Annotated in this window: 22 protein-coding genes and 1 pseudogene; 7 read left to right on the forward strand and 16 right to left on the reverse strand. The window is 69.3% G+C overall.

What is annotated here, in order from left to right; translation table 11 throughout:
• Window position 1: 1 nt before the first annotated feature.
• The 6 genes from ACFV2O_RS00790 to clpB all read right to left on the reverse strand — a co-directional run bounded on the left by ACFV2O_RS00790 (window position 2) and on the right by clpB (window position 7,000).
• Window positions 2–1,060: a beta-ketoacyl-ACP synthase 3 gene (locus ACFV2O_RS00790; RefSeq protein ID WP_379249188.1), complete on the reverse strand. Its 1,059-nt coding sequence runs from the start codon at window positions 1,058–1,060 to the stop codon at window positions 2–4.
• A gap of 49 nt (window positions 1,061–1,109) precedes the next feature.
• The gene (gene pyrE, locus ACFV2O_RS00795; RefSeq protein ID WP_355071509.1) at window positions 1,110–1,658 is read right to left on the reverse strand and encodes an orotate phosphoribosyltransferase; all 549 of its coding nucleotides are present in this window, start codon (window positions 1,656–1,658) and stop codon (window positions 1,110–1,112) included.
• 1 nt (window position 1,659) lies between these two features.
• Window positions 1,660–2,463, reverse strand: a complete 804-nt coding sequence (locus ACFV2O_RS00800; protein ID WP_356962847.1) for an SDR family NAD(P)-dependent oxidoreductase — start codon at window positions 2,461–2,463, stop codon at window positions 1,660–1,662.
• A 55-nt stretch (window positions 2,464–2,518) separates the two neighbouring features.
• Complete coding sequence (locus tag ACFV2O_RS00805) at window positions 2,519–3,514, reverse strand: hypothetical protein (RefSeq protein ID WP_356962849.1); 996 nt, start codon at window positions 3,512–3,514, stop codon at window positions 2,519–2,521.
• Between the two features lie 80 nt (window positions 3,515–3,594).
• On the reverse strand, window positions 3,595–4,395 hold the full coding sequence (locus tag ACFV2O_RS00810) for a DUF5666 domain-containing protein (protein WP_355071506.1): 801 nt from the start codon (window positions 4,393–4,395) through the stop codon (window positions 3,595–3,597).
• Between the two features lie 49 nt (window positions 4,396–4,444).
• Window positions 4,445–7,000 carry an ATP-dependent chaperone ClpB gene (clpB, locus tag ACFV2O_RS00815; RefSeq protein ID WP_379249191.1) on the reverse strand — a complete coding sequence of 852 codons (2,556 nt, stop codon included), beginning with the start codon at window positions 6,998–7,000 and terminating at the stop codon, window positions 4,445–4,447.
• 338 nt (window positions 7,001–7,338) lie between these two features.
• Here clpB and ACFV2O_RS00820 point away from each other — a divergent pair, with 338 nt between their 5' ends.
• The 4 genes from ACFV2O_RS00820 (at window position 7,339) to ACFV2O_RS00835 (ending at window position 11,473) form a co-directional block, all read left to right on the forward strand.
• Window positions 7,339–8,274: an NADP-dependent oxidoreductase gene (locus ACFV2O_RS00820; RefSeq protein ID WP_379249193.1), complete on the forward strand. Its 936-nt coding sequence runs from the start codon at window positions 7,339–7,341 to the stop codon at window positions 8,272–8,274.
• A 55-nt stretch (window positions 8,275–8,329) separates the two neighbouring features.
• Entirely contained in the window at window positions 8,330–9,217 is an 888-nt protein-coding gene (locus ACFV2O_RS00825; protein ID WP_379249195.1) for an LLM class flavin-dependent oxidoreductase, read from the forward strand.
• A 308-nt stretch (window positions 9,218–9,525) separates the two neighbouring features.
• Entirely contained in the window at window positions 9,526–10,683 is a 1,158-nt protein-coding gene (locus tag ACFV2O_RS00830; RefSeq protein WP_379249197.1) for an FAD-binding oxidoreductase, read from the forward strand.
• Between the two features lie 28 nt (window positions 10,684–10,711).
• Window positions 10,712–11,473, forward strand: a complete 762-nt coding sequence (locus ACFV2O_RS00835) for an FAD-binding oxidoreductase (protein ID WP_355072103.1) — start codon at window positions 10,712–10,714, stop codon at window positions 11,471–11,473.
• 178 nt (window positions 11,474–11,651) lie between these two features.
• On the opposite strand, the gene ACFV2O_RS00840 is transcribed toward ACFV2O_RS00835, so the two are convergent.
• The 6 genes from ACFV2O_RS00840 to ACFV2O_RS00865 form a co-directional block, all read right to left on the reverse strand.
• A complete protein-coding gene (locus ACFV2O_RS00840; RefSeq protein WP_379249198.1) occupies window positions 11,652–12,821 on the reverse strand; it encodes an FAD-binding oxidoreductase in 1,170 nt (389 codons plus the stop codon).
• 529 nt (window positions 12,822–13,350) lie between these two features.
• The gene (locus ACFV2O_RS00845; RefSeq protein ID WP_355071498.1) at window positions 13,351–13,770 is read right to left on the reverse strand and encodes a heat shock protein transcriptional repressor HspR; all 420 of its coding nucleotides are present in this window, start codon (window positions 13,768–13,770) and stop codon (window positions 13,351–13,353) included.
• Window positions 13,770–14,930, reverse strand: coding sequence for a molecular chaperone DnaJ (dnaJ, locus tag ACFV2O_RS00850; RefSeq protein WP_379249200.1), 1,161 nt, complete (start codon window positions 14,928–14,930; stop codon window positions 13,770–13,772). Before dnaJ ends, ACFV2O_RS00845 begins: the two co-directional genes overlap by 1 nt.
• 24 nt (window positions 14,931–14,954) lie before the next feature.
• Complete coding sequence (gene grpE, locus ACFV2O_RS00855) at window positions 14,955–15,614, reverse strand: nucleotide exchange factor GrpE (RefSeq protein WP_379249202.1); 660 nt, start codon at window positions 15,612–15,614, stop codon at window positions 14,955–14,957.
• Window positions 15,611–17,458 carry a molecular chaperone DnaK gene (gene dnaK / locus ACFV2O_RS00860; RefSeq protein WP_355071493.1) on the reverse strand — a complete coding sequence of 616 codons (1,848 nt, stop codon included), beginning with the start codon at window positions 17,456–17,458 and terminating at the stop codon, window positions 15,611–15,613. Before dnaK ends, grpE begins: the two co-directional genes overlap by 4 nt.
• A gap of 307 nt (window positions 17,459–17,765) precedes the next feature.
• Entirely contained in the window at window positions 17,766–18,236 is a 471-nt protein-coding gene (locus tag ACFV2O_RS00865) for a MarR family winged helix-turn-helix transcriptional regulator (protein WP_379249204.1), read from the reverse strand.
• Between the two features lie 111 nt (window positions 18,237–18,347).
• Here ACFV2O_RS00865 and ACFV2O_RS00870 point away from each other — a divergent pair, with 111 nt between their 5' ends.
• The 3 genes from ACFV2O_RS00870 (at window position 18,348) to ACFV2O_RS00880 (ending at window position 21,656) form a co-directional block, all read left to right on the forward strand.
• Entirely contained in the window at window positions 18,348–20,051 is a 1,704-nt protein-coding gene (locus ACFV2O_RS00870) for an MFS transporter (RefSeq protein ID WP_379249206.1), read from the forward strand.
• A 5-nt stretch (window positions 20,052–20,056) separates the two neighbouring features.
• Window positions 20,057–20,353 (forward strand): hypothetical protein, encoded by a 297-nt coding sequence (locus ACFV2O_RS00875; RefSeq protein WP_355071487.1) that lies wholly within the window; start codon window positions 20,057–20,059, stop codon window positions 20,351–20,353.
• A 139-nt stretch (window positions 20,354–20,492) separates the two neighbouring features.
• Window positions 20,493–21,656, forward strand: coding sequence for a zinc-binding dehydrogenase (locus tag ACFV2O_RS00880; protein WP_379249208.1), 1,164 nt, complete (start codon window positions 20,493–20,495; stop codon window positions 21,654–21,656).
• Between the two features lie 10 nt (window positions 21,657–21,666).
• Here the strand turns inward: ACFV2O_RS00880 and ACFV2O_RS00885 are convergent, their stop codons facing one another.
• From ACFV2O_RS00885 to ACFV2O_RS00900, 4 genes and pseudogenes are all read right to left on the reverse strand, one after another.
• Entirely contained in the window at window positions 21,667–22,311 is a 645-nt protein-coding gene (locus tag ACFV2O_RS00885; RefSeq protein ID WP_355071483.1) for an endonuclease, read from the reverse strand.
• A 107-nt stretch (window positions 22,312–22,418) separates the two neighbouring features.
• Window positions 22,419–23,972, reverse strand: coding sequence for a dynamin family protein (locus tag ACFV2O_RS00890; protein WP_379249210.1), 1,554 nt, complete (start codon window positions 23,970–23,972; stop codon window positions 22,419–22,421).
• Entirely contained in the window at window positions 23,969–25,831 is a 1,863-nt protein-coding gene (locus ACFV2O_RS00895; protein ID WP_379249212.1) for a dynamin family protein, read from the reverse strand. Before ACFV2O_RS00895 ends, ACFV2O_RS00890 begins: the two co-directional genes overlap by 4 nt.
• 37 nt (window positions 25,832–25,868) lie before the next feature.
• Window positions 25,869–26,284, reverse strand: a pseudogene (locus tag ACFV2O_RS00900) (hypothetical protein); the annotation flags it as partial.

The raw sequence follows: 26,284 nt of genomic DNA on the forward strand, positions 1-26,284 counted from the left end.
GTCAGAAGCTCGGCTCGGCGGGCGCGGGCGGCAGCGTGACGACTTGTCCCGCGTAACTCAGCCCCGCGCCGAAGCCGAGCAGCAACGCCGTCTGCCCGCCCTTGGCCTTGCCGGTGACCAGCATTTCCTCGATCGCGAGCGGAATGGAGGCGGCGGAGGTGTTTCCGGTGTTCTCGATGTCGTTGGCCATCGGGATCTCGTCGGCCAGCCCGAGATTCTTCTTCATCAGCTCGTTGATCCGGGCGTTGGCCTGATGCGGGACGAAGACCTCGATGTCCTCCTTGGCCACGCCGGAGACCTCGAGCGCGGTGGACAGCGCGCGCGGCAGGGTGACCGCGGCCCAGCGGAACACGCGGGGGCCCTCCATCCGCAGCGACATCCGGCCGACCGGATCCACCGCCGGGTCGAGCCCCTGCATGGCCTGAGCGCGCCGCATGTACTCGAGGAAATCGATGTCCTGCATGATCGCCGCGGCGTTCTCGCCGTCGCTGCCCCACACGGTCGGCGAAATGCCGTTCTCGTCGCTCGGGCCGACCACGACCGCGCCCGCGCCGTCACCGAAGATCATCGCGGTGCCGCGGTCGGTGGGGTCGAGTCCCACGGTCATCGTCTCGGCGCCGATGAGCAGGACGTACTCGGCGGAACCGGATCGGATCATGTCGGCGGCCACGCCGAGGCCGTATCCGAAGCCGCCGCAGCCCGAGGTCAGGTCGAAAGCGGGGACGCCGTTCATGCCGATGTCATAGGCCACCTGCGGCGCGCCGTGCGGGGTGAGGGTCAGCCAGCTGGAGGTGGCCAGGATCACGGCGCCGATCTTCGACCGGTCGACGCCGCTGTTGACGATCGCGCGCTCGCCCGCCGCCGCCGCGATCGACCGGAGCGTCTCGTCACCGCTGATCCAGCGCCGGTTGCGGACGCCGGTGCGCTCGAAGATCCACTCGTCGGTGGAATCCAGGACCTCGCAGACCTCCGCGTTGCTGACCAGGCGTTTGGGTCGGTAAGCGCCGATTCCGAGCATCGCGACGTTCTCGCGGCTCCTGTTGACTGCAATGCTCACCACTGGAGACTCACACGACCCTTCACCTTCGAAGACTTACACCTCGTCCAGGCTATCCCAGGGCGAGATCCTTCAAGCCGAGGATCGACCGGTACTCCAGACCTTCCGCGGCAATCACCTGGTCGGCGCCGGTTTCCCGGTCGACGACGGTGGCGACGCCGACCACGGTAGCGCCCGCGGCGCGCAACGCGCGCACCGCGGTCAGGGGCGAATTGCCGGTCGTCGTGGTGTCCTCGACGACCAGCACCCGCTTGCCCACGACATCGGGGCCTTCGATCTGGCGCTGCATGCCGTGCGACTTCGCGGCCTTGCGCACCACGAAGGCGTCGATCGGGCGGCCGGGCGCGTGCAGCACGGCCAGCGCCACCGGGTCCGCGCCCATGGTCAGGCCGCCGACGGCGTCGAAGTCCCAGTCCGCGACGAGTTCGCGCAGCAGCTTGCCGATCAGCGGGCCCGCGCCGTGGTGCAGCGTCGCGCGGCGCAGGTCGACGTAGTAGTCGGCCTCTTTGCCCGAGGACAGGGTCACCCGGCCGTGCACGACGGCGAGCTCGCGTACCAGCGCGGCCAGCCGGTCCCTGTCGTTGGTAATCACGTCGATCATGTCAAGTCCTTCCGCGTGCGTTGAACAGCCCGCGATTGAGCCGGGCCCCCAGGGTTCGCGGGATCATTCCGGCGACGGTGGTGAGCGCTTTGTACTGCACACCGGGCACGCTGAGCACCCGGCCCTTCTCCAGATCACGCAGTGAGCCGGCGACTACCTGGTCGACGCTCAGCCACAACGCTTTCGGCAGCGAGGACATCTCGATGCCTGCTCGCTGGTGGAATTCCGTGCGGACGAATCCCGGGCACAGGGCTTGGACCCGGACTCCGGTCCCGGCCAATCCGCCTGCCAACCCTTCCGTGAAGGATACGACGTATGCCTTGGACGCCGAGTACGTCGACCCTCGTCCGGGAATCAGGCCCGCCACGCTGGCCACGTTGACGACGCAGCCGTTGGCCGCCGCGATCATCGGCGGCAGCGCGGCCCTGGTGAGCCGCACCACGGAGGTGACGTTGACGTCCAGTTGCGCCTGCAACTGCTCGGGCGGCAATGTCCAGAACTCCCCTGACCGCGCGAAACCGGCGTTGTTCACCAGGAATTCGACGCCGTCGGCCAGCCGCGCCGCGACCCGCTCGCGATCCTCGGCCCCGGCCAGGTCGGCGACGAGCAGCTCCGAGCGGGTACCGAAGCGGTGTTCCATCTCGGTCGCGAGGGCGGTGAGCCGCTGCTCGTCCCTGGCGGCCAGCACCAAGTCGTAGCCGAGGGAGGCCAGCCGGGTCGCGTAACCGCGGCCGATACCCGAGGTCGGTCCGGTGATCAAAGCCACCGGGCGGGTGGCGCCGGGCAGCCGGGGATGCTCGGTCATGACGGCGCGATCGATGGCAGTCGCTCGGGTCCGACCGCGGTGGGCGCGCGGCCGGTCACTTCGGCACGGGTCCCTGGTAGGGGCGGAAGCCGGGATGGAACGGTCCACCGGGCGGGTCGGCGGGCCGCTGCCGCGACTCGGAGTCGGCCCGGCCCTCGGCGCGCTCGTCGCGTTCCTCATGTGACCGAGGTCCGTCGTCCTCGCGCACGCGGGCGCGGGTGTTCGGCACGACGGCCAGCGACGGGCGGCGCGCCGGTTCCGATCCGCGCTCCTCGGCTCGCTCGCCGGCGTGGGAGTCGTCATCGGACCGCTCGTCGCCTTCGGCCTCCGGGCGCGGACGGTCGCCCGCGTCGTCCTCGGGGCCCCGGACGTTCTCGCCCCGCTGACGCTCGCGAGGCCGGGAGCGGCCCGGCTCGGGTCCGCCGTCGTCGAAGTGCGGCTCGCTGACCGGCGGCAGCACGTGCAGCAGGCCGGACAGGCGCAGCACCGCGTCGATCGCGCCTTCCCAGTCCTTCGGGGTGGTGCCGACCAGCAGCATGCCCAGCGTCCAGTTGCCCTCGCTCCAGAGCATCTGTACGGAGTCCGGAAGATTCTCGATGAACGCGACCATGCGCTGATCGACCGCGTGCCTGGCGATTTCGGGGTTGGTCGCGAACACCACGCGATCACCGATGGCGCCGAGCAGTTCCAGATCGTGGTCCTTGGGCGGCGCGGCCGTCTTCAGCCGCATGTCCACGTCGATGTCCGAACCGATCTGGCGGCGGACCGCGACCAGCGTCGCGGAGTCCTCCAAGTCGAACAGCACGAACTTCTCGCCCTTGCGGATGCCGGAGACCACGTCGACCGCGGAGAGATAGCCCAGTTTGGTCAGCGCGCCCCGCCGCCACGTGGACGGCAGCGCGGGTTCCACGGACACATAGGTATAGCCCTGCGACTTCGCCCACACCTGTCGCGCGTGACCGGTCCGCTGACGCTGGAGCCGATCGAAATACAGCAGCACGATCGCACCCACGAGCGCGATCGCCGCCAACCCGAACCACATTGCCGTCATCGACGCCTAGCCTAATGGTCCCGGCCGGACATGGTCCGTCATTACCCCCGGCGCTTCGCGCGGGCCGCGCCCGGCGCGGCTCATCGTCCGCCGCCGGGCAGCGAGGTACCGATGATGACCTTCGCCTGGATCGATCCGTCCGCGGCCTTGTCGCCCTGGATCAGCACCAGCTCACCGGTGGCGAGATCGGATACTTTCGTGCCCGACAAGGCGATCACCTGCGTCTTGGCGTCCGTGCGCACCGTGATGGTGTTGCCCATCACCGAACTCACCGTCAGGGTGCCCCCGTCGTTGGCGGTGATGGTGCCCATGGTCGCGCCGAGCCCGTCGGCATCGCCGAGGCCGGGCACGCTGGGCAACCCGCTCGGTGGGGTCGGCTGAGCGTTCCTGGTTCCCGGCGCCGGTCTCGTGGTGACGCGCGTCGTCGGCGCCGCCGCGGTGTCGGCCGAGCCGGAATCGCTTGCGCCCAGCAGCACGCCCGAGACCACCCCGATCGCACCGATGAGCAACACGACGCCGATGCCGAGGGCGATCCACAGACCGGTGTTGCGCCGCGGCGGCTGCGGTGGTGGCCCCTGCGGCACTCCCCCAGCGGGCGGCATCGCGCCGCCGGGCGGCCCCGCCGCACCCGGGGCGGTGTCCGGATAGGCGGCCCACTGGGAGTCGTAGGACGGGAACGCGCGCGTCGCGTTCGTCGGGGGTGGGCCCCAGGATCCGTACTGCTCCGTCGGGGGATATTCCGACGGAGCGCCGGCGCCGTACGCGTCGGGATACGCCGTGGTGTGCGCCGGGCCCCCGTAGCCGGACTTGCCCGGCGGACCCAGGTGCTCGGTCGGTGCATCCTCCGGCCGCTGTCCCCAGGGATCGTTCGGGTTGGTCATGGCTTCCAGGGTAAGCGGCCCCGCACGCGCGGGGCCGCTTGCTCGCTCATCACCTTCCGACGATCAGGCCGTCCCCGTCGGGGCTGACGGTCACCTTGACGCTGTCGCCGTCGGTGACCTCGCCCGCGAGCAACTCCTTGGCGAGGGAGTCGCCGATGGCCTGCTGGATCAGCCTGCGCAACGGACGAGCTCCGTAGGAGGGGTCGTAACCGCGCACGGCGAGCCAGAACCGCGCCGAATCGCTGACCTCCAGCTTCAGCCTGCGCTGCGCCAGGCGCTTCTGCAGCTGATCGAGCTGGATGTCGACGATCTGCTCCAACTGCTCCTCGTCGAGCGCGTGGAACATGACCACGTCGTCGAGGCGGTTGAGGAACTCCGGCTTGAAGGCCGAACGCACCGCGTTCATGACGAACTCCTGGTCACCACCCGCACCCAGGTTCGAGGTGAGGATGAGGATGGTGTTGCGGAAGTCCACCGTGCGGCCTTGGCCGTCGGTGAGCCTGCCCTCGTCGAGCACCTGGAGCAGGATGTCGAACACGTCCGGGTGCGCCTTCTCGATCTCGTCGAACAGCACCACCGTGTAGGGCCTGCGCCGCACCGCCTCGGTGAGCTGGCCGCCCTGGTCGTAACCGACGTAGCCGGGCGGGGCGCCGACCAGCCGGGCCACCGAGTGCTTCTCGCTGTACTCGCTCATGTCGATGCGGACCATGGCGCGCTCGTCGTCGAACAGGAAGTCCGCCAACGCTTTCGCCAGCTCTGTCTTGCCGACGCCGGTGGGGCCGACGAACATGAACGAGCCGGTGGGGCGATTCGGATCGGCGACACCCGCGCGCGCCCGGCGCACCGCGTCGGACACCGCCTGCACCGCCTCGGTCTGACCGACCACGCGGCGACCCAGCTCCTCCTCCATGCGCAGCAGCTTCTGGGTCTCGCCTTCCAGCATCCGGCCCACCGGAATGCCGGTCCACGAGGACACCACCTCGGCGATGTCGTCCGGGCCGACTTCTTCCTTGAGCATCACCTCGCCATCGCCCGCGGTGGCCGAGGACTGCTCGGCCTGAGCGAGCTGCTTCTCCAGCGCGGGGATCCGGCCGTAGCGCAGTTCGGCCGCCTTGCCCAGATCACCGTCGCGCTCGGCGCGTTCGGATTCGCCGCGCAGCGCTTCCAGTTGCTCCTTGAGCGTGCGCACCTGGTCGATCGCGCTCTTCTCGTTCTGCCAACGGGTGGTCAGCTGATTGAGCTTCTCTCGGTCGTCGGCGAGTTCGGCGCGCAGCTTCTCCAACCGCTGCTTGGAGGCCTCGTCGGTCTCCTTGGCGAGGGCGACCTCCTCGATCTCCAGGCGGCGCACCGCGCGCTCCACCTCGTCGATCTCCACCGGGCGGGAGTCGATCTCCATGCGCAACCGCGAGGCCGACTCGTCGACCAGGTCGATCGCCTTGTCCGGCAGGAAACGGGAGGTGATGTAGCGGTCCGACAGCGTTGCCGCGGCGACCAGCGCGGAGTCGGTGATGCGCACACCGTGGTGCACCTCGTAGCGATCCTTGATGCCGCGCAGGATGCCGATGGTGTCCTCCACCGACGGCTCGCCGACCAGCACCTGCTGGAAGCGCCGCTCCAGGGCGGCGTCCTTCTCGATGTGCTGGCGGTATTCCTCCAGCGTGGTCGCGCCGACCAGGCGCAGCTCGCCGCGGGCCAGCATCGGCTTGATCATGTTGCCCGCGTCCATCGCCGATTCACCGGTGGCGCCCGCGCCGACGATGGTGTGCAGCTCGTCGATGAACGTGATGATCTGGCCCGCGCTGTTCTTGATGTCCTCCAGCACGGCCTTGAGCCGTTCCTCGAACTCGCCGCGGTACTTCGCGCCCGCGACCATCGCGCCGAGGTCGAGCGCCACGACGGACTTGCCGCGCAGTGACTCCGGGACGTCGCCCGCCACGATGCGCTGGGCGAGCCCCTCGACGATGGCCGTCTTGCCGACACCCGGCTCGCCGATCAGCACCGGGTTGTTCTTGGTGCGACGGCTCAAAACCTGTACCACCCGGCGGATCTCGGTGTCCCGGCCGATGACCGGGTCGAGTTTGCCGTGGCGGGCGGCGTCGGTGAGGTCGGTGGAGTACTTCTCCAGCGCCTGGTAGCTGCCCTCCGGATCGGGGCTGGTCACCCGGGCGCTGCCACGCACCGCGGTGAACGCCGCACGCAGCGCGTCGGCGGTGGCGCCGTACTTGGTGAGCAGCATCGTCACGTCGGAGTCGCCTTGGGCGAGACCGACCATCACGTGCTCGGTGGAGACGTATTCGTCACCGAGTTCGGTGGCCAGGCGCTGCGCCGCGGTGATCGCGGCGAGCGCCTCGCGGCCCAGCTGCGGTGTGGTGGTGGCGCCGGTCGCCTGCGGCAGCCGGTCCACGATGGCCTGTGCCTCGTTGCGCACGACCGCCGGATCCGTTCCGACGGCCTTCAGCAAGGGCGCGGCGATGCCGTCGGTCTGGTCCAGCAACGCCACCAGCAAGTGCGCCGGACGAATCTCCGGGTTGCCCGCGGCGGAGGCCGCCTGCAGGGCGGCGGTCAGTGCGGCCTGGGTCTTGGTGGTGGGATTGAACGAGTCCACGAGTCACCTTCCTACTAGTCGAGTCGATTCGTACGGCGCCGAGCGTGTTCGCCCGGCCGAAGCCGTCGCTTCGTCCCGCTCCGCCTTCGGCTCGGCGCCGTTCCTACCCGTCCAACGTCCGAAAGGTTGAGTCTGTTCCGCTCAAGTTTCAGATTCTTCGCCACGCCGCTCGGATGCCGTCGGATCGTGTCGAACGCTACGCCCCGGCACCGGCGAAAGCGACGCCCCGCGACACCGCCGATGCGATGATTCCGCACGTCGGCGACCTTCGGATGCCTACGATGACCTCGGCCGTCAGTTGTTGCAGCACTCTTCACCCCGACTCGAGGAGCGAATGGATGCGCGCGATCGTGGTACGGAAGTTCGGAGCGACGCCGGAACTGGCCGAGATGCCGATGCCCGAGCCGGGCCCCGGATCCGTGCGGGTCCAACTCCAGGCGGCCGGGGTGAATCCCTTCGACCGGAAGGTGGCCTCCGGCCTCCTGGAAGGCAAACTGCCGCACGACTTTCCGATGATCCTCGGAGTCGACGGGGCGGGCACGGTCGCCACGATCGGCGCGGGCGTCAGCCGGTTCGCCATCGGCGACCGGGTGGTCGGCAAGTTCCTCACACCGCCGGTGGGCCACGGCAGTTTCGCCGAGTACGCGGTGCTCCCGGAGGGCGGCACGCTGGTGCCGATCCCGCCGGGCGTTACCACCGTCGCCGCCGCCGCGCTGCCGACGGCCGGGGTGACCGCGCAGGACCTCGTGGACGCCACCCACATCCACCCGGGCCAGACCGTGCTGATCGTGGGCGCGACCGGCGGCGTCGGCTCCTTCCTGGTGCAGCTGGCCAATATCGCCGGCGCGCACGTCATCGCCACGGCACGCGGCGACTCCGCCGATCAGATGACCCGCTTGGGCGCGGCCGAGACGGTGGACTACACCGCGGGACCGGTGCGCGACCAGGTCGCCGCCGCGCATCCGGACGGCATCGACGTCCTGTTCGATCTGGTGAGCCCGCCCGAGGCGCTGGCGGAGCTGACCACGCTGGTCCGCGACGGCGGCACCGTCTACTCCACCACCTTCGCGGCCGACGAGGACGCGTTGCGCGCACGGTCGCTGAAAGGGGGCAACATCGAATCCAAGGGGAAAGCGCCGGAGCTGGCCCGGCTGATCCAGCGCGTCGCCGCCGGTGACGTGGTCGTGCCGATCGACGCGACCGTCCCGCTCGCGGAGGGACCCGCGGTCATCGGAGCGCCCGGCGCACGCGGCAAGACCGTGCTCGCCATCTGAGCGACACCGGCCCGCCACGCCGGGCCGGGCGTCCCGCGAGACCACCAGGAGGTGTGTGACGAGCACTCGACCGCCCCAATTCGGTCTGTTCCTGATCCCGGAGGCCGACGACTTCCGCAGGCTCGCCGAGCTGAGCGTGTACGCCGACGTGTCCGGGCTCGACCTGATCGGGATCCAGGACCATCCCTACCAGCGCCGTTTCCTGGACACCTGGACGCTGATCACCGCTCTCGTCGCGCGCACCGAGCGGATCACCTTCTTCCCCGACGTGGCGAACCTGCCGCTGCGCCACCCCGCGTTGCTCGCGAAGGCGGTGGCCTCGCTCGACATCATCAGCGACGGCCGGATCCAGCTCGGTCTCGGCGCCGGCGCGTTCTGGGACGCCGTGGCCGGGATGGGCGGACCGCGCCGAACCGGCGGCGAGGCGGTACGCGCCTTGGCCGAGGCGATCGCGGTGATCCGCGCCTTGTGGAGCGACGAGCGATCGGTCCGGGTGCCCGGCGCCTTCTACTCCCTGGCGGGCGCGCATCCCGGCCCCCGGCCGCGACACGAGCCCGGCATCTGGCTCGGTGCGCGCGGGCCGCGCATGCTCGAGCTCACCGGACGCGCCGCCGACGGCTGGGTGCCGTCCGCCGCGTGGGCGCCGCCGGAGTTCCTCGCCGAAGCGGGCGAGCGGATCGATGCCGCCGCCGCGGCGGCGGGCCGGGATCCGCTGACGGTGCGGCGGGTGCTGAACGTATCGGGCACCATCACCGCGGACGGGTCCGATCGCGGCTTCCTGGAGGGCCCGCCCCAGCGCTGGGTCGACGACCTGCTCGCCCTGTACCGTGACCAGCGGATCGACGGTTTCGTCTTCTGGCCGACCGAGGGGGAACCGGTCGAGCAGATCCGTCGTTATACCGAGCAGGTCGTGCCTGCGGTGCGTACCGGCGCCGGAACCTGACCGGCCGGAAACGGCATCCTCCGGTCCCGCATCGACGCGGAAATCCGGCCCGGCCCGCCCACGACGGCGGTACCCGACGGGTCAGCGGCATCCGCCGTTTGCCCACCGATTACCGTTTGCCCGGGTCGCATGGCACTGACGGGCGCAGCCGGACGTAGTCCGTCTCCGGCACGGGCATGGCCGCAGCGAAGGCGAAGGTTCGCTTTATACCCACACGACCACGGCATTTTCGGGGATACTTGTCGGCGGGAGACCGCCGGTAACGGGTATGTCCCCGGGCAGAACTGAGGGAAAGGAAGCTCCACGTCGTGGATGCGCGTTCGGCTGCGCTGGTCCGCGCCAATTTTCGTTCGGTGATCGAGTCGCCGAATGGACCCGAGCGGTTGGTCAGTGCGTTCTACGGACATTTGTTCGCCGAGAACCCACGGTTGCGCGAATTGTTCCCACCGGCCATGGAGATGCAAGCCAAACGGATCGCCACGGCCATCCAGTACGTCCTCGATCACCTGGAGGACTGGGACCGCGCGCAGAAGTTCCTGGAGCAACTCGCTCGCGACCATCGCAAGTACGGCGTGGAGGCCGCGCACTACGACGTAGCGGGCCGTGCGCTGCTGGCGGCGTTCCGCGTCTACAACGGCGCGGCGTGGAATCGGAGCCTGGAGGAGGGCTGGCGCGACATCACCATCCTGATCTCCGCGTCCATGGCCATCGGCGCCAACTCCGACAAGTCGCAGCCGGTGTGGGAGGCCACCGTGGTCGGCCATCGCCGCGTGCTGGAAGACCTGGCCATCGTGCGCCTGCAGTCCGATGGGCCGGTGCCCTACCAGGCCGGGCAGTACGTGCCGGTCACCATTCCGCAGCGGCCCAAGATGTGGCGCTATTTCTCTCCTGCCATCCCGTCCAACCCGTACGGCGAGATCGAGTTCCACGTGCGCAAGATCCGCGGCGGCTGGGTGAGCCCCGCGATCGTCAACGAGACCAGGGTCGGCGACCGATGGCGGATCGCGGGCCCGCTCGGCGGACTGCACGTCGACCGGGACAGCGGCCGTGACGTGCTCATGATCGGCGCGGGCACCGGCATCGCCCCGCTGCGCGCCCAGCTGATCGAAATGGGCCAGCGCGGCATCAACCCGCGAGTGCACTTCTTCATCGGCGGCCGCTATCCCTGCGACCTGTACGACGTGGAGAACATGTGGCAGCTCTCGCAGAGCAACCCGTGGCTGACCATCGTTCCGGTGTGCGAGCAGAAGACCAACCCGTGGTGGTACCCGCATCCGCCGCAGGACGCACCGTACGGCATGCACCGGCGCCTGATCGGTAACCTTGGCGCCGTGGTCGCGAGCTTCGGCGCGTGGGAAGACCGGCAGATCCAGATCGCCGGCTCGGCCCGGATGATCGCGGACACCCGGCGCGCGCTCATCGCGGTCGGCACGCCGGAGCAGAACATCAGCTGCGACCCTGTGTAAGAAGGAGGCCCCGTTGGGGGATCCGAGCATGCTCGGCAATGGTCATCAGGCGCCGGAGTGGACTTCGACCGTGGTCGGCCATCATCGCCTGCGACACGATCTCGCGGTGATCCGCCTGATCGGAGAGTTCGTGCCGTTCGCCGCCGGACAGTCGGTCGAAGTCCGGGTGCCGCAGCATCCCGGCGTGCGCCGCAGGCTGTCCCCCGCGCTGCCGCCGTCTCTGGACGGCAAACTGGAGTTCCACGTGCGCACGGTGCCTGGCGGCTGGTGCAGCGCCGCGATCGTCGCCGACACCCAGCCGGGCGACGAGTGGCGGATCGGCGCTCCGGCAGGCGGGTTCTGGGTCGACCCCGACGGCGACGAGGTGGTGATGATCGCGGGCGGTACGGGACTGGCGCCCATGCGCGCTCAGATCCTCGAGCTGGCGCGCAAGCCGTCGCCGCCGCCCACCTACCTCTTCGTCGGGGGGCGTTCCCCCCGCGACCTGTACGCCTCGGACATGCTCTACCTGCTGGCCGCCGAATTGCCTTGGCTCACGGTGATTCCGGTGGTGGAGAACCCGGAGGATCCGAGCTGGGTCGACGACTGGTACGAGCAGTCCCGCGTCGACATCGGCTTCGCACCCGACGACCTGCTCTACGGCACCCTCGCCGAAGTCCTCGGCTCCCACGGCGCTTTCCTCGAACACCAAGTACTCGTCTGCGGCTCCCCGGCCATGGTCCAAACCACGGTCGACCGCCTCCTCGAAACCGGAACTCCGCCGGAGCGAATCCAATTCGAGGGGCTCTGACCGACCAGCAGATCGATACAGCAGCCGTAGCATTGCCACCATCGGATATCCCGAGGCTGCAACAACGGCGAGCCCCTGGGAGCGCGGTCATCACCTGACACGCCCGGCGCACCGCAACCACGTCTTTCGAGCGAAGCGAGACCGAGCATCCGCCGTTCGCGGCGCCGCAGGCGCCGGACTAATACAACGGGTCGTGGCGGATGTTCTTCGCCAGGGTTCCGGCTGCCATGAGGCGGAACTTGGTGGTCTGCACCATCGAGGGTGAGCCGACGATCTGCACGTCGCGGTCGGACCATGCGCCGAAACTGGCGACGACCTTGCCGATCTGGCCGGTGACGCGGGGTTCCAGGCCCGGCCAGGTGGTGCGCGGCTCCTCTGGTTCCGGGTACCACCAGGGGTTTTCGTCGTGCTCGCTCACCGGCGTGACCGTGAGCCAGCGGTTGGCCATCGCCAGCTTGCTCAGGGTCTCCAGGTCGTAGAGGTCGCAGGGGTGGTGGCCGCCGACGAACAGATGCACCTTCGGATTGGCCCGCCGCATCGCCATCGACATCAACTGCGCGCGCAGCGGCGCGATTCCGGTGCCGCAGCCGACCATCAGCATCTTGCGTTTGGCGTTGCGCGGAACGCCGAGGCCGCCGAGTGGCGAGCCGAGCAGCCATTGGTCGCCGACGACAGTCTGGCCGACGATGGCCGAGCTGACCCAGCCGCCGAGCACGCTGCGGACGTGGAACTCGATCTCACCGTTGGCATTCGCGGGCACGGCGGGCGAGAGATAGCGCCACATGCGCGGCCGCGACGGAACCTGCACGCTCAAGTACTGGCCCGCGGCATAGCGCATCGGCTGATCCAGTTGCAGCCGGACGACGACCAGGTTGCGCAGCACCTCGCGGCGCTCGATCACCGTGCCGGTCCACACCGACGGCGTGGTCTCCTTCTCCGCCGCGCCGATCATGGTGTCGGAGATGATCTGCAGGCCCTCGTCCCAGGCGCGGTCCACCTCGTCGGTCCACATCTCGGTGCCCGCGAACACTTTCACGGCGTTCTTCAGCGCGGTGGCGACGGCGGCGTAGTGCGCGGGCTGCACGCCGTATTTGCGGTGGTCCCTGCCGAGCTGGGCCAGGAAGGGCAGCAGCTTGTCGGGCTCCTCCAACCGGTCCAGTGCATAGGAGATCGCCTTGACCAGGCGGTCGCGCTGGGAGTCCATCGCGGCGGGAAAGAAATCGCGGACGTGCGGGTAGTCGGTGAACAAGATCGCGTAGAACGATCTCGCCAGTTTCTCCGGCCCCCCATCCTCCGCAGCAACCGCCTTGAACGTAGTTCTGATCAAAGCGACAGTGCGTGAATCCATTGGTCTCACAACCCCATTTCGCACTCGTTCACGAACCATGCCGGCGAGTGAGGTGCTGCGGGGCCACTCGACAGCAGCCGATGGCAAGGAGTGTAGGCGAGGTTTGCCAGCAACGGAATCTTTCGAAGGAACATACCGCGCTCAATTTCGTCGAAACGAGGATGCCCAGGGCGACACGCCAGAGAAACCGACTGTAAGACCGGGGATTCGGCGCAAAATCAGTCGTGTGCATACCGAATTGGTAAGGCCCACTTGTGGAATTACGTCCCGATTGGTCTGTTCTAGCGACTTCAGGGCAACATGGCGCCCACCCGAGGTAGATCGAATCGGGTAGGCCGAACCGGTTACGTAAACTGATCTATGGTGAAAATGTCCAGTTGATTCGACAACGAAATAGATGGTGCCGCACCACTTCCGCCGAACATGTTCTGGTTTATCTTCAGCAAATCTCTGTGACAATGCCCGCACGACGACGGCCCCGGCGCCGGTTCGCGATGTGCGACCGAGGCCGGGGCCGTCGTCGTGCCGGTTATCGTCTGCGCTGACCGTCCTCACGACGGTGCCGCGGCTGCCAGACAACCAGCGCGGTACTGCGCTGCTGCGGAGCGAGATCCGGACGGTACGCCGCCCGCGTCCGCTCCAACTCGGCCGACAGTTCCGCGACCTGCTGGCGCAGTTCCTCCACCTGATTGGTCAGTTCGATGATGCGCTTGATGCCCGCCAGGTTGACGCCCTCGTCCTGGGACAACCGCTGCACCTCGCGCAGCAGCTCCACGTCCCGGGCCGAGTAGCGCCGACCACCGCCCGAAGTACGTTGCGGCGTGACCAGTCCCAGACGGTCATACGTGCGCAGCGTCTGCGCATGCATGCCGGCCAGCTGGGCCGCGACCGAGATCATGAAGAACTCGGCCCGCGACCCGCCGGACGCGTTCTTCGGTTCGGAGGACATCACGCACCTGCCCATCCCGCACGTGGGTCGAAGCCGCCGGCCCGTTCCGCCTCCTGGTAGCGCTTCAGCGCCTCGACGGCGTCGTTGTCCAGCTTCTGCGGAATCGCGACCTTCACCGTCACCAGTAGGTCGCCCGCGCCGCCGCCGCGCTTGGGCACGCCACGGCCGCGCACCCGCAAGGTGCGGCCGTCGGCGGTACCCGGAGGCACCTTGACGCCGACCCGGCCGTCCAGAGTGGGCACCGAAACCGTTGTACCGAGGACCAATTCACTGTAACTGACCGGCAGAACCAGGGTCAGGTCGTCGCCGTTGCGGCCGAAGACCTTGTCCTGGCTGACGTGGACGGTGACATACAGGTCGCCCGAGGGCGCCCCGCGCAGCCCCGCCTCGCCCTGACCGGCCAGCCGGATCCGTTGACCGTCACCGACTCCGGGAGGAATCCGCACCGTGATGGTGCGCGTGCGGTTCTGGATGCCGCTGCCCTGGCAGTCGAGGCACGGGTCGTCGATGATCGACCCGCTGCCCCGGCACTCGTCGCACGGCTCGCTGAAGCCGAACGCGCCCTGGTTGCGGCTGACGATGCCGGTCCCGTTGCAGATCGGGCAGACTCGCGGACTCGTGCCCGGTTTGGCGCCGCTGCCGTGACACGTCGTGCACGGCGAGGGGCTGGTCATCCGCAGCGGAACCGTGACGCCCTGGGCCGCTTCCCGGAAACCGAGCGTCGTCTCGGTCTCCACGTCGGCCCCGCGCCTGGGGCGGCTCGCCGACCGCGTGCCGCCCCGGTTGAACAGACCGCCGAGCAGGTCGCCGAGGCCACCGTCGGCGGCGCCGGCGGCGCCGCCGAAGATGTCCCCGAGGTTGAACTCCTGCGAGAAGCCACCACCGGTACCGCCGCCGAAGCCACCGCGACCGTAGCCGCCACCCGCGAAGAGCTTGCGGGTGTCGTCGTACTCCTTGCGCTTGGCCGGGTCCGACAGCACGGCGTGCGCCTCGCTGACGGCCTTGAACCGCTCCTCGGCTTTGGTGTCACCGGGGTTGGCGTCCGGATGCAAGTCCCTGGCGAGCTTGCGATAGGCCTTCTTGATCTCGTCCTGCGAGGCGCCGGAGGAAATACCCAGCTCCTTGTAGAAGTCCTTTTCGATCCACTCCCGTTGGCTCACCGAGCATCTCCTCCTCTCGCGTCCTTATTGATCGTTTGCGCCGGCATCAACATCCGATGCCTCTTCAGTAGGTTGAACAGCGTTTTCCGTCAGATCGGCTACGCCGTCGGTTACCCCGACGAGCGCGTGCCGAAGCACCCTATCGCCGAAGCGATAGCCTTTGCGCATCACAATGCCGATCACCGGGTCGTGGCCGGAGCCCTCGTGCTGCACAGCCTCGTGCAGGGTCGGGTCGAAAGGCTCGCCCTCCGAACCGAACTCCTCGAGACCCTGCTTGAGCAGCGCGGCCGACAGCTTGTCGGCCACCGACCGCAGCGGACCCGATTCCAGGTCGCCGTGCGCCCGCGCGCGGTCGAGATCGTCGAGCACGCCGAGCAACTCGGTGACCACCGACGCCTTGGCGTTGTCGATGACGGCCTTTCGGTCGCGCTCGACCCGGCGCCGGTAGTTGGCGTATTCGGCGGTCAGCCGCTGCAGGTCGGCGGTGCGCTCGGCGAGCTCGCCGCTGATGGTGTCGGCGAGGGCGTCGTCGTTGTCGATGTCCACGCCCTCGCCCACCTGCGGGGCCTGCGCGGCCGCGGCGCCGTTGTCCGCGGCCTGCTGCCTGACGTCACCGGTCTCCGGATCGATCTTCCGGTTGTCGACGAAGGTGATCGGCTCCTTCTCGGAGTTGTCCTCGGTCACTTCTTCTCCGTGTCGACCGGCTCGTCCACGACCTCGGCGTCCACGACCTGGTCATCCGACGCGGCGCTGGTCGCGCCGTCGCCCTGTGCGGCGGCGTCCGCGGCGGAGGCCTCGTAGATGGCCTGGCCGAGCGCCTGCGACTCGGTCGCCAGCTTCTCGACGGCCGCCTTGACCGCGGCGATGTCGGTGCCCTTCAGAGCCTCGTTCGCCTCGGCGATGGCCGCCTCGACCTTGGTCTTGACGTCCGCGGGGACCTTGTCCTCGTTCTCCTTGATGAACTTCTCGGTCTGGTGGACCAGCGACTCGGCCTGGTTGCGGGTCTCCGCCTCCTCGCGACGCGCCTTGTCCTCGGCCGCGTGCGCCTCGGCGTCCTTGACCATCCGATCGATCTCCTCCTTGGACAGGCCGGAGCCGTCCTGGATCTTGATCGTGTTCTCCTTGCCGGTGCCCTTGTCCTTCGCGGTGACGTGCACGATGCCGTTGGCGTCGATGTCGAAGGTGACCTCGATCTGCGGCACGCCGCGCGGGGCGGGCGGGATGCCGGTCAGCTCGAAGGAGCCGAGCAGCTTGTTGTGCGAGGCGATCTCGCGCTCACCCTGGAACACCTGGATCTGCACCGACGGCTGGTTGTCGTCGGCCGTGGTGAAGGTCTCCGAGCGCTTGGTCGGGATGGTGGTGTTGCGCTCGATGAGCTTGGTCATCACGCCGCCCTTGGTCTCGATGCCCAGCGACAGCGGGGTCACGTCGAGCAGCAGGACGTCCTTGACCTCACCCTTGAGCACGCCGGCCTGCAGGGCGGCGCCGACGGCGACGACCTCGTCCGGGTTCACGCCCTTGTTGGGCTCCTTGCCACCGGTCAGCTCGCGCACCAGGTCGGTGACGGCGGGCATACGGGTGGAACCGCCGACGAGCACCACGTGGTCGATGTCGGACACCTTGATGCCCGCGTCCTTGATCACGGACTGGAACGGCGCGCGGGTGCGGTCGAGCAGGTCCGAGGTGATCTTCTGGAACTCGGCGCGAGTCAGCTGCTCGTCGAGGAACAGCGGGTTCTTCTCCGCGTCGACGGTGATGTAGGGCAGGTTGATCGAGGTGCTCTGCGAGGAGCTCAGCTCGATCTTGGCCTTCTCGGCGGCCTCACGCAGCCGCTGCATGGCCATCTTGTCCTTGGTCAGGTCGATGCCCGAGCTGGCCTTGAACTTGTCGACCAGCCACTGCACGACCCGCTCGTCCCAGTCGTCACCACCGAGGTGGTTGTCGCCGGAAGTGGCGCGGACCTCGACGACGCCCTCGCCGATTTCCAGCAGCGAGACGTCGAAGGTGCCGCCACCGAGGTCGAAGACCAGGATGGTCTGTTCCTTGTCGCCCTTGTCCAGGCCGTAGGCGAGCGCCGCGGCGGTGGGCTCGTTGACGATGCGCAGGACGTTCAGGCCCGCGATCTGGCCTGCTTCCTTCGTGGCCTGCCGCTGGGCGTCCTCGAAGTAGGCGGGCACGGTGATGACCGCGTCGGTGATCTCCTCACCGAGGTAGGACTCCGCGTCGCGCTTGAGCTTCATCAGCACGCGCGCGCTGATCTCCTGCGGCGTGTACTTCTTGTCGTCGATGTCCACCGACCAGTCGGTGCCGATGTGCCGCTTGACGGAGCGAATGGTGCGGTCGACATTGGTGACGGCCTGGTTCTTCGCCGGCTGGCCGACCAGTACCTCGCCGTTCTTCGCGAACGCGACGATCGACGGGGTGGTGCGCGATCCCTCCGAGTTGGCGACGACGACCGGTTCACCGCCTTCGAGAACGGCGACGACCGAGTTCGTGGTCCCGAGGTCGATTCCGACCGCACGAGCCATAGTGGTTCCTCCTAATTGACGTACCGATATGTGTAGGTGCCGGGCGAAACCGCCCTCGACGTCCGCTGCGGGACGCCGCGAGACCTCGCCCCTAGCACCTCACGGAGCACGGCCCCAGCAACACTGAGCGTGGTCGGCTCAATCCTGCCTCGCAGGAGTCTCGGAGTCAACCGAAACTTGAGTCGTACACACTCAATCTTGTCGAAAGGCTCAACGGGCGACTCGCGCGTTTAATTCCCGGACGGCGACGCGCATGCGTGACCTGCCACACACTTCCGGCGCGGCGAGGAAGCCCTGAAGGCAGGAATCAGCGGGAGAGTCCGGGATGAATGCCCGGTTCCAGCCCGTTCGTCGCCGCGAGCCGCTGCAACAGCCGCAACAAGGTGGCGCGGTCGGCCGCGTCGAATTCGCGCAGCAGATCGGACTCGAGTCCGTCGACGACACGTTGCGCCCGGGCCAGCAGATCATGCGCGGCGGGCAGCAGGTAGACGGCGTGCGCCCGGCGGTCGGCCGGATGCTTGCGGCGCTCGACCAGGCCACGCTTCTCCAGCTCGTCGACCAACCCGACCATCACGTTGCGATGGATGCCCAGCGTCTCGCACAGCTGCTGCTGCGACTGGCCGTCGTGCTCGCGCAGCACGCGCAACGTGCCGAAATGCCTGGGACCGATGCCGAGCGGGGCCAACCCGTCGCTGAAGCGGTACGCGGTGTGGAACCCGAGCTGCCCGAGGAGGAAGGCGACGTGGTCGGACAGCGGCGTCGGATCGGCATCGGTCACGCCCCGATCGTAGCATTAATGCACCTTTTATGATTGCCATATTGATTGATAATCACTCGAGGTGCATAGTTGGGGCGTCGGTACTTCCCTACCCATCCGAAAGAGGCCCTCATGGAACCCGACCCCACTACTCGTCCCCCTACCGACTCCCGCCGCTGGATCGCGTTCGCGGTCGTGCTCGCCGCGGGATTCATGGACTTGCTCGACGTCACGATCGTCAATGTCGCCGTGCCGAGCATCCAGGCCGATCTGCACGCCGCGTACTCGCAGATCGAATGGATCGTCGCGGCCTACGTACTCGCCTTCGCCGCCGTGCTGATCACCGGCGGCAGGCTCGGCGACATCTTCGGCCGCAAACGGATCTTCCTGATCGGCATGGCCGGCTTCACGCTCGCCTCGGCGGCCTGCGGCCTGAGCACCGATCCGGCCATGCTGATCGCCGCACGCTTCGTGCAGGGCGCGATGGCCGGGCTCATGGTGCCGCAGATCCTGGCGATCATCCGCGTCACCTTCGCCGACCACGAGCGCGGGCGGGCCATCGCGCTCTACAGCGGCGTCGGCGGGTCCGCCTCCGCGGTCGGTCTCTCGCTCGGCGGCCTGCTGGTGCAGTGGGACCTGTTCGACCTGGTGTGGCGGCCGATCTTCCTGGTCAACGTCCCGGTGGGCATTCTCGCGCTCGGCGCGGCCGCGGCGGTGATGAAGGAGTCCCGCTCGCCCGCCGCGCCGCGCCTGGACGTGGTCGGCATGATCCTGGCCATCGGCGCGGTGCTCCTGCTCGTCTACCCGCTGGCCGAGGGGCGCAGACTCGACTGGCCCGCTTGGACATTCGCCATGATGGCCGCCTCCGCCGCGACCTTCGCGGTATTCGTCGCGTATGAGCGGTACCGGGCGCGGACGGTCGGCTCACCCCTGATCGACTTGACGCTGTTCCGATCCCGGCCGTTCGCGATCGGGCTGGGCAGCTGGCTGCTGTTCTGGATCGGACTCGGCGGGTTCTTCCTGGTGTGGACGCTGTTCATGCAGGCGGGACTGGGCTGGACGCCGATGCGAGCCGGGCTGACCGCCGTGTTCTTCGCGGTCGGCGCGGGGATCGGCGCCGGAGTCTCGGTGAGCGTGCTCGCGCCGCGGTTCGGCAGGCGGGTCCTGATCGTCGGCGGCCTGGTCAACGCCGCGGGCTTCGGCCTCTACGGCTGGCTGGCCACGCACTACGGCGCGGAGATCGCCTCGTGGCAGATGGTCTTCCCGCTGATCGTCACCGGTGCCGGATTCGGCATGGTGGTCGCGCCGACCATCGACTTACTGCTCGGCCAGGTGCCCGCGCGGGAAGCGGGCTCGGCGTCCGGTCTGCTCAATACCGGGCAGCAACTCGGCACGGCTCTGGGCGTCGCGCTCGTGGGCGTGGTGTTCTTCACCCAGCTCGACCACGATTCGGCACGCGGGGTCGACACGGTCGCGCCGGAGGTTCGCGCCGAACTCGCCGCGGTAGGCGTGCCCGAGCAGGCGCGGGACGAGATCCTCGCGAACTTCCGCGCCTGCGTGCTGGATCGATCCGCGCAGGTCGATCCGACCGTGGTGCCGGACAGCTGCCGGACCAGCGCGGAGCGGGGCTCCAGCGGCGTCGGTCAGGTGCTCACGACGGCGGGCATGCGGGCGAACGCGGTGAACTTCGCGAACACTTTCGAGCGCACCCTCTGGTACGGCATCGGCGTCCTGGCGCTGGTCTGCCTGGGCTTCCTCGCCTTGCCGCGCAGTGCCAAGCTCGAACACCACGAGATCGATATCGATGCGACGGACCCGCAACCGGTAGGGGTGTGAGCGAGATGGACCTTCTGATCATCGGCCGCAGCAGGAACACCGTGGACGCCGCCGTCGAGCGGGTTCGGGCCGCCGGGTTCTCCGCGCGCGGTGTCACCACCGACGACGAGGCGCTCGCGGCACTCGACACCGGAGAGTTCGCCCATCTGCTGATCGGCGGCGGGGTGGAGAAGAGGTCGCGGCCCGCGCTGAAGGAGGTTGCGGGACGGCACGGTGTCGCCGTGCACGAAGCTCGTCGCCATGGCCGCGACGTCGCCGACTACCTCGAGCAGGAGGTGTACCCCCGGCTGCGCGGCGCTTGACGAAAGCCGCAACCGAAAGCGCCTCGGCCCGTCGAGCCTACGGCCGAGGCAGCCACAGGGTGCGCCCTGCCGCAGTAGTGTGGCGGCGGGGCGCCCCGGCCGAGGCGCCCACCGTGCGCCGTCGATCCGAGGAGTCGTCATGAGGGCCGCCGTCGTCACCGCCGCCGAATTCGAGGTCACGGAACTGCCCACGCCCCGGCCCGGTGCGGGTCAACTGCTGATCGACGTGTCACGCTGCGGTATCTGCGGCTCGGACCTGCATGCCCGCACCCACGCCGACGAACTGGCCGACCTGGCCGTGGCCACGGGCTACGAGCACTTCATGCGTTCGGATCAGAGCGTGGTGCTCGGCCACGAATTCAGCGGCACGGTGGTCGATTACGGGCCGGACTGCCGGAAGAGGTGGAAGACGGGAACGCCGGTGGTATCCCTGCCGATCGTCCGGCACGGCAGGCAACCCCACTTGGTGGGACTGTCGACGGCGGCGCCCGGCGGCTACGCCGAACAGGTGGTGGTCCAGGAATCGATGACCATGCCGGTGCCCAACGGCTTGTCCGCCGAACACGCCGCGTTGACCGAGCCCATGGCCGTAGCCTGGCACGCCGTGCGCCGGGGCCGGGTGGGCAAGGGACAGACCGCGTTCGTCATCGGCTGCGGGCCGATCGGGCTCGCGGTGATCAGCATGCTGAAAGCCGCGGGCGTGCGCACCGTGGTGGCCAGCGACTTCTCGCCGCGCCGACGGGAACTGGCGACGGCGTGCGGCGCCGACGTCGTGGTCGACCCGGCGACCGAATCGCCCTGGACGGCCGCCCCGAAGAAGGGACGGATCAACGGCGTCACCGACATCCTCGGACTCGGATTCGACGCCATGGATCGCCTGCGGCGGGTACCGAACCTGCCGTGGTGGTATGTCTTCCGGCTGGCTCACACGTTGAACGCGGGACCGGCCGGTCCGGTCATCTTCGAATGTGTCGGCGTACCGGGAATCATCGACCAGATCCTCACGGCCGCGCCGCCCCTCTCGCGTGTGGTGGTGGTCGGGGTCTGCATGGAGACCGACCGCTTCCATCCCGCCATGGCGATCAACAAGGAGATCGAACTGCGGTTCGTCCTCGGCTACGACCCCGGCGAGTTCCGCGACACCTTGCACATGCTCGCCGAGGGAAAGGTCGACCCGAGCCCCTTGATCACCGGGACCGTCGGTCTGGACGGCGTCGCGGACGCCTTCACCGTCCTCGGCAACCCGGAGCGGCACGCGAAGATCCTGATCGACCCGCGCGGTGCGGGCACCGCGCTGATCTGAGCGCGCTCGGTCAGGGCGCGGCGGCGAGAACCTCGTCGGCGATCTTCTCGTCCAGTGTCACCCGCACCAGGGCCGCGGCGAGATCCGCGGTGTGGTGGTTCGGCGCAAGGCGCGCCAGCCGGTCGGGATCTTCCGGCAACTGGACGCGCTTGGCGCCGCGCAGGGCTCGCTCGTCGAAATGGGGCTGGACCCAGGGCCAGGTGTCCTGGACCTCGCGCAGGAAGATGTCCGCGCCGGTGGGGCCGATGCCGTCGAACTCCTGGAGCAGTTCGGCCGCGCGCCGCGGGTCGTTGTCCGCCTTCTTCGCCAGCTCACGCAGATCACCGTGGTAGCGGTCGAGCACCCGCGTGGCGTTGTGGCCCAGCCTCGTCGCGGTGCTCTCGTCGTAGCGGCGATAGTTTCCCCGCCCCAGCGCGTCGACCAGCTCCTGCCAGTCGGCGTCCGCCACCCGGTGCGGCGTCCGATAGCCGCTGCCGATCAGCTCCCGGGTGGCCCCGATCGCGATCTCGGCGGAGATGCGGGCACTGAGCAGCTGGGAAAGCATGAGCAGCTGGAACAGTGCGGCCGGTTTGTCGTCGAGCGTGATACCCGCTTCCTCGGCATATCCCGTGCCCGCCCGGACGAGCAATTCGTGTACGACGTCCTCTTGGCTCATCGTTACCTCCTCTCGCTACCAGGGCGCATACCCGGGCCCACGTCGACTACACCGCCCTACATGGCGTGGATACGACGTCCCCGCAGGTCACCGCGCCGCCGGGGCGATCATTCCGGCAGCACGCTCAGGGTGCCCTCCGCGCTGCGAGCGGCGGTCAGGCAGGCCGTGGCGGTGAACTGGTCGGCGAGCGGGTGACGTGCCCGCGCGCGCCATTTCCGGACCGCGGCCATCGCTTGGGCCCGCTGCGCGGGGAGCGGTGCGTCGAACGGGAGGCCGAGGCGCAGATGGGGTGCGATCCCGGAGCCGCCGATGAGGCGGTGCAGTTCGGCGAGATCGTCCGCGGGCAGCGCCAGCTCGTCGGTGCGCAGGCGGCCGAGCAGGCGCAGCTCGGCGAAACCGTGCACATCCGCGAGCAGGGTGCGCACCCTGGGCAGCAGGCGATCGGCCGGGGTGCCTCGATAGGCGGTCAGCACCCGGGCCAGCGCGGTCAGCGCGGAATGCGCTTTGAGCTGATCGGCGCGCTGACCGAACTGCACGTCGAGCACCGAGCGCAGTTCGTCCACGCCGCTGCGGCTGGTCAATTCGGCGGCCAGCGTGGCCGAATCGCGCACGCCGAGCCGGATCAGCGTGACCGCCATCCGGATGCCGAACAACCCGAACCGCTCGGCCAGCTGCGCGCGCAGTTCCGCCGGCACCGGGAGCGGCACGTCGGCGCGCGCGAAACGGTCCGCCGAGAGCAACGCGGCGCTCAGTTCGTCGACCGGGACCCGCGCCAGCGCCTCGAAAGCCGCGAACTCCTGCTGACGCAGCGTCGCCGCGGCGAACGCGAGCAGGCCGGCGACCGGGATCACCGCCTGGCACAGACCCGTCCGTTCCAATTCCCCGGCGAAACGCGTGGCGACGTCGCGCGCCGAGTGCAGCGCATCGATCCGGCCCGCCCCGATCTCGTCGGCCCGCGAGACCACGCCGACGATGCCGAGCGGGCCGGGCGCCCCCGGTCCACCGTTGGCCACGGCGGTTCCGGCGCCCACGCGTTCGAGAAACTGCACGTCCGTCGCGTCCAGCCGGCGCAGCAGGTAGACCACCGCGTCGGCGCCCGGGATGGCGACGCTCTGCTCGGACCGCTCGTCGTCCGCGCCGGGCGTCAGCAGACGCGCGGTGCGCCGCGACACCTCGCGCGACAGCGACGACGTGCCGGGGGTGTCGATGATGGTGGTGTGCGCGAGCGTCGCGGCGGGCCACTCGACTTCGAGATGATCGACCTCGCGCGGAGCCGGGGCGTTCCAGTTGAGCCGGTCGAGGTCGAAGGTCAGCCCGTGCGTCCCGCTGCCACGGCGAACCACGACATGCGCGCGGGCCCCGTCGGGGGCGTACGCCGTCACGCTTGGTGTGGAGCCGTACCGATACCAGGTGACGACCCTGGTGCACTCGGTCGCGTCGGTCGGGGCGATGTCCTGTCCGACAAGCGAATTCAGCAGTGTGGACTTGCCCGCCTTGATCGAACCGGCGAGCGCCACCCGCAGCGGCTGATCCAATCGGCGGGCGCAGTCGGCCAGCAGGGCACGAGGCCGCGGCTCGCCCGCGAGCGCCGCTTGCGCCGCCCCGACCAGCCGATGCGCCTCGGCGACGATTCCCGGCACCGGGCCACCATCACGTCTCACGGGGTTACCGTACCGGCGGGTCCCATCGGTAGTGCGTTCTGCATGGCATCGGCGTATCGGCGCAGTTCGGCGACCACGCGCAGCTGCTGTTCCAGTTGCGCACCGCGTTCGGCGCGGCGGGTGGCGACCATGGACGCCGCCTCCTGCGCGGCCCGCAGCGACTCGTCGATCGAACGCAGGCTGCGTTCGGCGACGCCCGCGTAGTGGTCGCGCAACGCGCGGTGGATCCGGTGCAGTCGATCCTTCGACTCCTTGCCCGCCTGGAACGCCACATCGTCGACGAACCGGCGCACCGCCGCCTTCGCCTCGTTGCGCCGCTTGGCCAGCCTGGCCTGCTTGTCGTCCCGGAAAGCCTTGCCGCCCACGATCAAACCGGCGCCGATCGAGATCGGGTTGAGCATGGCGAGCCCGGCGAAGGTGGTGGCCAGCCCGACCATGAGCACGCCGCCGTAGGAGCCGCGCATGCCGACGAGCAGTTTGCTGCCGAGACCGATGTCCGGTTCCAGATCGGCGAGCGTGCCGGTGATGGCACGGCCGGTGTCGGCGCCTGCGCCGGGGCGCACGTCCGGCAGGTCGACGGCGCCGAGTTCGGAGAAGTGTTCGGCGACGCGCTCGGCGAGTTGAATCGCTCGCGCGTGGGTCCACAGCAGATTGTCGCCGAGCGCGGTATCGACGGTGCCGGTGAGGTGTTCGGCGATACGGTCCCAGTGCCTGCCCGGATCGTGCTCGTCGATCCATTCCTCGGTGGTGCGCGCGAGATTGCGCAGACGGTCGCGCAGGTCGTGGTCGACGTCTCCGGCCAGGTCGGTGATGCCGTCGGCGAGCGTCTGCTGCCAGGCGGCGGTCCTGCGGTGCAGTTCCTCCGCCGCGGAACGGGCGGATTGCAGCTCGCGCACCGCCGCCGCGCCCTGGGCGGGATCGCGGACCGCGACCAGCTCGCTGCCCAGAGCCAGCGCGAGATGCTCAGCCGCGGAGCGGATGTCGCGGGCCACGGCGGTGCGGGTGGCGAGCTGATCGCGCGCAACCACCTGGTCGCGCAGGAAGGTGTACAGCACGCCGAAGCCGGATTCGACGCCCAGCTGCGCGTCCTGCAACCGCATCGCGTGGCTGCGCAGCAGCGACGACACCGGGATCATCGGCACGTCGAGGCCGGCCCGCGCGAGATGGCCCAGATCGGCCTCGTGCACCTGGCGCCAGTGCGGGTACAGGTCGGTCTTGGTGAGCAGCAGCGCCACCGTCGGGCACAGTTCCCGCACCTGCCGCAGAAACGCCAGCTCGGGCTCGGTGAGTTCGGTCGACGCGTCCGACAGCACCAGGACCGCGTCCGCGGCGGGCACCAGTCCGAGCACGCCCGCCGCGTGGGCGTTGCCGTGCCCGCCGACGCCGGGAGTATCGATCAGCACGATGCCATCGGCCAGCAACGCGTTGGGGATCTGGACCTCGAGCCGCACGATCCGACGTCCCTGCGCGAGCGGGGCGCGCTGATCGATCGCACCGACCTCGGCGATCGGCACCGCCACCCTGGTCTCCGCGCCGCTGGAGTCGCCGTGCGCCGCGAGGACCAGCTCCGCGCGCGGCTCCGGACCGTGCGCGAGCAGCATCGGCACCGCGGTGGTGGCGTCGTCGCCCACCGGGCAGATGTCCATGTTCAGCAGCGCGTTGACGAAACGGCTCTTGCCCTGGTCCAGCTGCCCGGCGACGACGATGCGCCGCCGCGGGTCGCGGACCCGGTCGGCCGCCACTTCGAGGCGGCCGACCAGATCGTTGCGGCCCGCGGCACGGGCCGCCGCGATGGTTTCACCGAGTACCGACAGCAGCGGTACCGCCGGTGGAGTGGCGTTCGGCGCGGGTGTCCCCATCGCGGTATGGACCTCTTTCCGTATTACCGGGCAACTGTCAGTGCAGGAATGTATCGCCACCCAGCTCGGCGCCCGCCGAACCGCTCAACTCCGTACCCGCGTGGGTGTCGCCGAACAGGCCCGCGTCGGCATGGCCGCCCGCGGTGCTGTCCAAGCCCGAACCGAAGGCGCTCGACACATCCAGCGAGGACCAGGTGTGCGCGGTCGAGCCGACGCTGCCGCCGAGACCCGCGCCCGTGTCAACGGCACCGTGCGCCGCGCCGCCGGCGGAGCCCGCCAGTCCGGCGCCCGCGTCCGCCGCGCCGCTCACGGTCGAGTGCGCCGCACCGCTGAGGCCGCCCGTCGCGTCGATTCCCGTGGAGAGTCCGGAAGCCGCGTGCGAACCGACGCCGATACCGCTGTCCAGACTCGAACCGAGATGCGCTCCCGCGCTGGACGCGCCTTCCAGACCAA

It is taken from the genome of Nocardia sp. NPDC059691, from assembly GCF_042733915.1.
Taxonomy (GTDB): domain Bacteria; phylum Actinomycetota; class Actinomycetes; order Mycobacteriales; family Mycobacteriaceae; genus Nocardia; species Nocardia sichangensis.

Excerpts from the sequence above, each read along its gene's own strand:
- ACFV2O_RS00840 (WP_379249198.1), bottom strand. The coding sequence starts at position 12,821 with ATGGATTCACGCACTGTCGCTTTGATCAGAACTACGTTCAAGGCGGTT.
- pyrE (WP_355071509.1), bottom strand. The coding sequence starts at position 1,658 with ATGATCGACGTGATTACCAACGACAGGGACCGGCTGGCCGCGCTGGTA.
- ACFV2O_RS00875 (WP_355071487.1), top strand. The coding sequence starts at position 20,057 with ATGGACCTTCTGATCATCGGCCGCAGCAGGAACACCGTGGACGCCGCC.
- ACFV2O_RS00845 (WP_355071498.1), bottom strand. The coding sequence starts at position 13,770 with ATGTCCTCCGAACCGAAGAACGCGTCCGGCGGGTCGCGGGCCGAGTTC.
- ACFV2O_RS00805 (WP_356962849.1), bottom strand. The coding sequence starts at position 3,514 with ATGACGGCAATGTGGTTCGGGTTGGCGGCGATCGCGCTCGTGGGTGCG.
- ACFV2O_RS00895 (WP_379249212.1), bottom strand. The coding sequence starts at position 25,831 with ATGGGGACACCCGCGCCGAACGCCACTCCACCGGCGGTACCGCTGCTG.
- dnaK (WP_355071493.1), bottom strand. The coding sequence starts at position 17,458 with ATGGCTCGTGCGGTCGGAATCGACCTCGGGACCACGAACTCGGTCGTC.
- ACFV2O_RS00870 (WP_379249206.1), top strand. The coding sequence starts at position 18,348 with ATGGAACCCGACCCCACTACTCGTCCCCCTACCGACTCCCGCCGCTGG.
- ACFV2O_RS00820 (WP_379249193.1), top strand. The coding sequence starts at position 7,339 with ATGCGCGCGATCGTGGTACGGAAGTTCGGAGCGACGCCGGAACTGGCC.
- ACFV2O_RS00835 (WP_355072103.1), top strand. The coding sequence starts at position 10,712 with ATGCTCGGCAATGGTCATCAGGCGCCGGAGTGGACTTCGACCGTGGTC.
- ACFV2O_RS00800 (WP_356962847.1), bottom strand. The coding sequence starts at position 2,463 with ATGACCGAGCATCCCCGGCTGCCCGGCGCCACCCGCCCGGTGGCTTTG.
- ACFV2O_RS00810 (WP_355071506.1), bottom strand. The coding sequence starts at position 4,395 with ATGACCAACCCGAACGATCCCTGGGGACAGCGGCCGGAGGATGCACCG.
- ACFV2O_RS00885 (WP_355071483.1), bottom strand. The coding sequence starts at position 22,311 with ATGAGCCAAGAGGACGTCGTACACGAATTGCTCGTCCGGGCGGGCACG.
- ACFV2O_RS00880 (WP_379249208.1), top strand. The coding sequence starts at position 20,493 with ATGAGGGCCGCCGTCGTCACCGCCGCCGAATTCGAGGTCACGGAACTG.